At 29.2% G+C, this 5,044-nt stretch carries 5 protein-coding genes; all 5 read left to right on the top strand.

Going from position 1 to position 5,044, the window contains the following annotated elements; genetic code table 11:
• Positions 1-868 (top strand): transposase (locus CI949_RS16740; protein WP_290768430.1); only part of this gene is annotated, 868 nt, incomplete at its 5' end.
• Positions 869-1,189: 321 nt separating this feature from the next.
• A complete protein-coding gene (locus CI949_RS16735) occupies positions 1,190-2,488 on the top strand; it encodes an HD domain-containing protein (RefSeq protein WP_290768428.1) in 1,299 nt (432 codons plus the stop codon).
• 1 nt (position 2,489) lies between these two features.
• Positions 2,490-3,035 carry a hypothetical protein gene (locus CI949_RS16730; RefSeq protein ID WP_290768424.1) on the top strand — a complete coding sequence of 182 codons (546 nt, stop codon included), beginning with the start codon at positions 2,490-2,492 and terminating at the stop codon, positions 3,033-3,035.
• Positions 3,036-3,435: 400 nt separating this feature from the next.
• Entirely contained in the window at positions 3,436-4,464 is a 1,029-nt protein-coding gene (locus tag CI949_RS16725) for a nucleoid-associated protein (protein ID WP_158531745.1), read from the top strand.
• Positions 4,465-4,475: 11 nt separating this feature from the next.
• On the top strand, positions 4,476-5,044 hold a 569-nt coding region (locus tag CI949_RS16720), incomplete at its 3' end, for a hypothetical protein (protein ID WP_290768420.1).

Genomic DNA, 5,044 nt, shown 5'->3' with positions numbered 1-5,044 from the left:
TGGTGAACAAACAGATTATGATGACGATGATTTTGATGATCTTGATCCTGATAATATTGAAGCTAAAGACGGTACAGAACTGGAATCCGATATTCTGCAGAATCCCAGTGATCCCGAGGCAACTTTCAGGCAAAAATATGAAGGTAACATCGGTTATACAGCAAATGTGCTGGAGGTTTTTGACGATGATAATTCTGTGATAACAGACTATGATTTAAAACCCAATATATATTCCGATCAGAAATTCAGTGCTGATATTTTAGAAAAACTGAATAATGATCCTGCCTTAAACACCGGTATTGATAACCAGCTTAAAATCTTTATGGATGGAGCCTATTATACATATGAACTTGCTAAAAAAGCTTTAACTTTAGGTATTCAGTTTATGCCAGATGAACTAACAGGTAAAAAACCTGCTGCTGACAAAATGACCTATTATCAAAACTTTAATCTTGATTCTGACTATGAAAATGTTTTAAGTTGTGCCAATGATGTGGAACCTGATTATCAGGAGAAAAATCCTGATAAGAATTCATTCTATGCCATCTTTGATAAAGAAAAGTGTGCTGCCTGCAAACTAAAATCAGAGTGCAGAATCAAAAGCAATAAAAAGCATAATTCAGTCAGTTTTACTGAACAACGATATGAAACAGGAAAACTGAGAGAAACAATGGGTGAAAAAGAATACATCAAAGAATGCAACCAGAGAGCTGGAGTAGAAGGAATACCTTCTGTATTCAGACGCAAATATGATGTCGATGATATGCCTGTCAGGGGCGAAGTATGTCAAAAAATATGGTTTGGCTTCAAAGTTGCAGCAGCAAACTTCAAAAAGCTGCTGAAAGGCTTAGAACTGGCCACCTCATAGTCCCAGTAGATCTTTTTCACACTATATAATTTTATTTTTACTGAAAAATGATAAATATACTGCTTACAACCTTAATTATTTTTATTTAAGGATATTTATTTAGTCTTTTTGGGGGCAAACCTTACTGTATTATAATAACTCCAATCATAATAATTAGTGTACAGGCACTTGTTTATGCAGCAGACTATCTTCTATTAGACTATTTAATAAGGATAGTTAATCCGAAAAATCATTTTCAGAAAATTAAAAATAAACTTGCTTTTTGTGAACATTTGTTTTATAATTTGTTTATAAATTAGTTAATGTGAAAGGGGAAATTATATGAAGCTAACTCATGAGATTAGAGACCCTATACATACTTTTATTAAACTTTCTTCGGAGGAAAGAAAAGTCTTAGATTCTTCACAATTTCAGCGTTTGCGCTATATTCACCAATTAGCATTAACATATCTAGTTTATCCAGGAGCAACTCATAATCGCTTTGAACATTCATTAGGTGTCATGGAACTGGCAAGTAGAGTTTATGATGTTGTCACTGATCCTGAAAATATTCATAATGAAATAAAAGATAAATTTCCGGAAGTAAATGATTCAGTCAAAAGGAATTATTGGAAAGAAGTTATTAGAATGGCTGCTTTATGTCATGATCTTGGTCATATTCCTTTTTCACATGCAGCAGAAAAAGAACTTATGGAAGAAGGTTGCAGTCATGAAACTTTTACTGCAAATATTATAGATGAACTTGAAGAAATCTGGCAGGAAATGACACCACCTTTGAGAACAGATGATATCAAAAAATTAGCAGTCGGGCCTAAAGAACTACCGGACCTTACTTTTTCAGACTGGGAAAGCATCTTAACAGAAATAATAACAGGTGATTCTTTTGGTGTAGATAGAATTGATTATCTTTTAAGAGATTCTTATCATGCTGGAGTTGCTTATGGAAATTTTGATCATTTTCGTTTAATTGATACTTTAAGAATTTTACCTAAAGAATATGCAGATACTGAAGAACCAGCACTGGGTATTGAAATTGGAGGTATTCATACAGCCGAATCTTTATTACTGGCCAGATATTATATGTTTACTCAGGTTTATATGCATCGGGTTAGAAGAATTTATGATATACATTTAAAAGATTTTATGAAATCCTGGTTAGGGAAAGATAAAATTACTGACGATCTGGATTTTCATTTAAATTTAACTGATAATAAAATCTTAGTTGTTATGCGGGAAGCATTAAACAATGAGGATAAACCAGGTCATAAGGATGCAAAAAGAATTTTAGAAAGAAATCACTTTAAAGTATTATATTCTCCTAATCCGGGAGATATGGAGATTAATATTGATCCAAATACAGCTATTTATGAAGCTGCCAAAGAAGAATTTGGGAAAGAGAATGTAAGATATGATAGTTATCATCCTACCGGGGGTACATATGATTTTCCTGTTTTATTAAATAACGGAGAAGTTGAATCTTCTGTTAACATATCTGATGCTTTAAATAATATTCCAGTTGTGAAAGTGGATTTTGTTTTTATAAACTCAGATTTTAAAAAAGATGCAGATAAATGGCTAGAAGCTAATAAAGAGGCAATTTTAAAGGAGGATGATATTTAAAATGTTAAATATCCAGGAAAAGAAGGCTTTAACTGTTGCTTTAATTCGCAAAATGCAGGATGCGGGCAGCTGGACTGGCGAAACTCATATACAAAAATTAACCTATTTTTTAGAAGAATTTTTTAATATAGATTTAAACTACGATTTCATTTTATATAAACATGGTCCATTTTCTTTTGATTTAAGGGATGAACTTGGTGCTTTAAGGGCAGATGATTTTATAGTGATGGAACCACGCAGACCTTTTGGTGCTTCATTTAAGCCGAGCAAAAGAGCAGATTTATTGGAGAACAAATATAATGATTTAATCAGAGAATATAATGGAGAACTTAATTTTGTAGTTGACAAATTAGCTAATAAATCTGTTAAAGAACTTGAAAAGGTAGCAACTGCTTTATATGTTAGAAATACTGAAGGTATTACTGATAATTTTAAGATTGCAAAAAAAATTGTTGAATTAAAACCACATGTTAGTTTAGAGGATGCTAAATCTGCAGCTGAGGAATTAGAACAATATGATAACGAAACAGAAAACTCACTAATCTGAAATTAAATTTAGCTGGGGATGTGAATGTCAAATAATATTTTACACTTTTGCTTGACAAAAGCAACTACTCTCACTGGAGGCATAAAATCTGGTGAGAGTTTTTTTATTTTGGTGAAGCCGAGTACTTTCATAAATTTTAGCGCTTAAGGCTGCAGGGAAGCTTAATTTGCAATTTTATAAGGTTGCTATTTTGCTATGAATATTAAATAATGGCAGGAAAACTTATAAATATAGAGAAATATAGTAATAGCTTAAAATTAGCTTAAATGTAAAGATTATTATAAAAAGGTACATATGGACATTATATTGATCATTGGATACTAAAAAAAGCAAAAGAAAAATTGATAATAACGAACAAATGTATTATAATGAATTCAACAGGGGAGGCATAAACAAAACGATGAGAAATATTAAAGAGCCGGTAATAAAAAATGCTATATTACATATCTTAAATAATAGAGAAGAATTCAAGAAAATGAGTGATTACACTCTGGAACTAGATGATAAAATAAAAGAATTTATAAAAAAGCATATTTTAAAATCTGTTAATGATGACAAAACTAGGGCAGCTAAATTTGAAGGAGAAAATAATTCCGTTAAAATAAGTTGTAATAATATTTTTGAAAATCCAGATACATTTGTAAAAAGTAGTAAAGAAATCGCGAATCAGTTATTTATATCTATGTCAAATAAAACAATATCTCCGGCTGATTTAATTGTGGTTAGCTTTGAATCTAATAATAATAATTATTTAGCATTATTAAAAATGGATTATAATGAAATTTATATACATGATGTTAAAGAAACTGAAGATGGAAAAACAAAAACAAAATTAGTTGTTGATGAAAGAAGTAGTCTCCCCAACTTAAATCAGAAATTACAAAAATCAGCATTTATTCAACCTGAAAATAATGATAATAATTTTGATATTGTTATATTAGATAAACAGACCAATTCTAAGTCTGCTGATAAAGATATTGCTCAGTTTTTTCTAAGGAATTTTTTAAATGCAAAATTAGAAAAAGATGATAAACATAAAACCAGAGTATTTAAAAATTCTACAATTGATTTTGTAAATGAAAAGTATGAAGACAGTAAAGAGCGCGAAGAGATTATTAGTTATATGTATAATACCCTGGAAAGAAAATCTCAAATAAATATTAGAGAGTTTTCTGATGTAATATCTGAGGAAAATCAAGAAGAATATGTTGAATTTTTAATATCAGAGGATATAGGAGATTATGAATTTAAACCTGATGAAGAAATTATTAATAATAAAAAAGTAGTAATAAAAACCAGAGAAGATATTCAAATTAGACTAGATAAAGTTTTATATGATGAGGAAAGATATATCAAAGTTAAATCTCTGGAAGATGGCGGTTATGAGATTTCTATTAAAACTGATAATTATGATTATAATATTAAATAGGTGGTGTTTATATGAGAGATTTAATGAAAATTATAAAAGATATCTTAGATAAATTACCTGATACTGCCTATAATGAAGATGATGAATATTTAGAAATAACAAGTCAATTAACCGGGAATGAAATTAATGAAATATTAAATATTAATTATGATGAACTTTTTGCACTATTAAAAAAAGCTGTTACTATCCATATAAATACAAGCGAAATTAGTGGTAGAAATAAAAGCTTTAATACCATTACTTATAATAAAGAGAAACTGGATACTTACACCGAACGACTTGAAAGGTATACAGATACTAATTTTGAGTTTAAAATTAGTATTGATAAAAATAAATTTTTAAAGAAAAGAAATCATAATATTTCTAATGGAAAAAGTTATTTATTTTTCTTTGAAGATAAACTAAAAAGTTGGCTCAATGACATTAGCTACAGTGAATTATGCAGATACTTTTCTAAAGACAACTGGATTTTACTATTGGAGAATGAAATTGATTTATCAAATAGTTATTTTAAAATTTTAGGCGGAAATAATTTAGATCAGTTAGAAATTAAATCTAATGGAGATACAAAAAATTTAAG

Source organism: Halanaerobium sp. (assembly GCF_003070835.1).
Note: the sequence above shows the minus strand (reverse complement) of the source record. Positions and strands in the feature narration are given on the sequence as shown.

Excerpts from the sequence above, each read along its gene's own strand:
- CI949_RS16735 (WP_290768428.1), top strand. The coding sequence starts at position 1,190 with ATGAAGCTAACTCATGAGATTAGAGACCCTATACATACTTTTATTAAA.
- CI949_RS16730 (WP_290768424.1), top strand. The coding sequence starts at position 2,490 with ATGTTAAATATCCAGGAAAAGAAGGCTTTAACTGTTGCTTTAATTCGC.
- CI949_RS16725 (WP_158531745.1), top strand. The coding sequence starts at position 3,436 with ATGAGAAATATTAAAGAGCCGGTAATAAAAAATGCTATATTACATATC.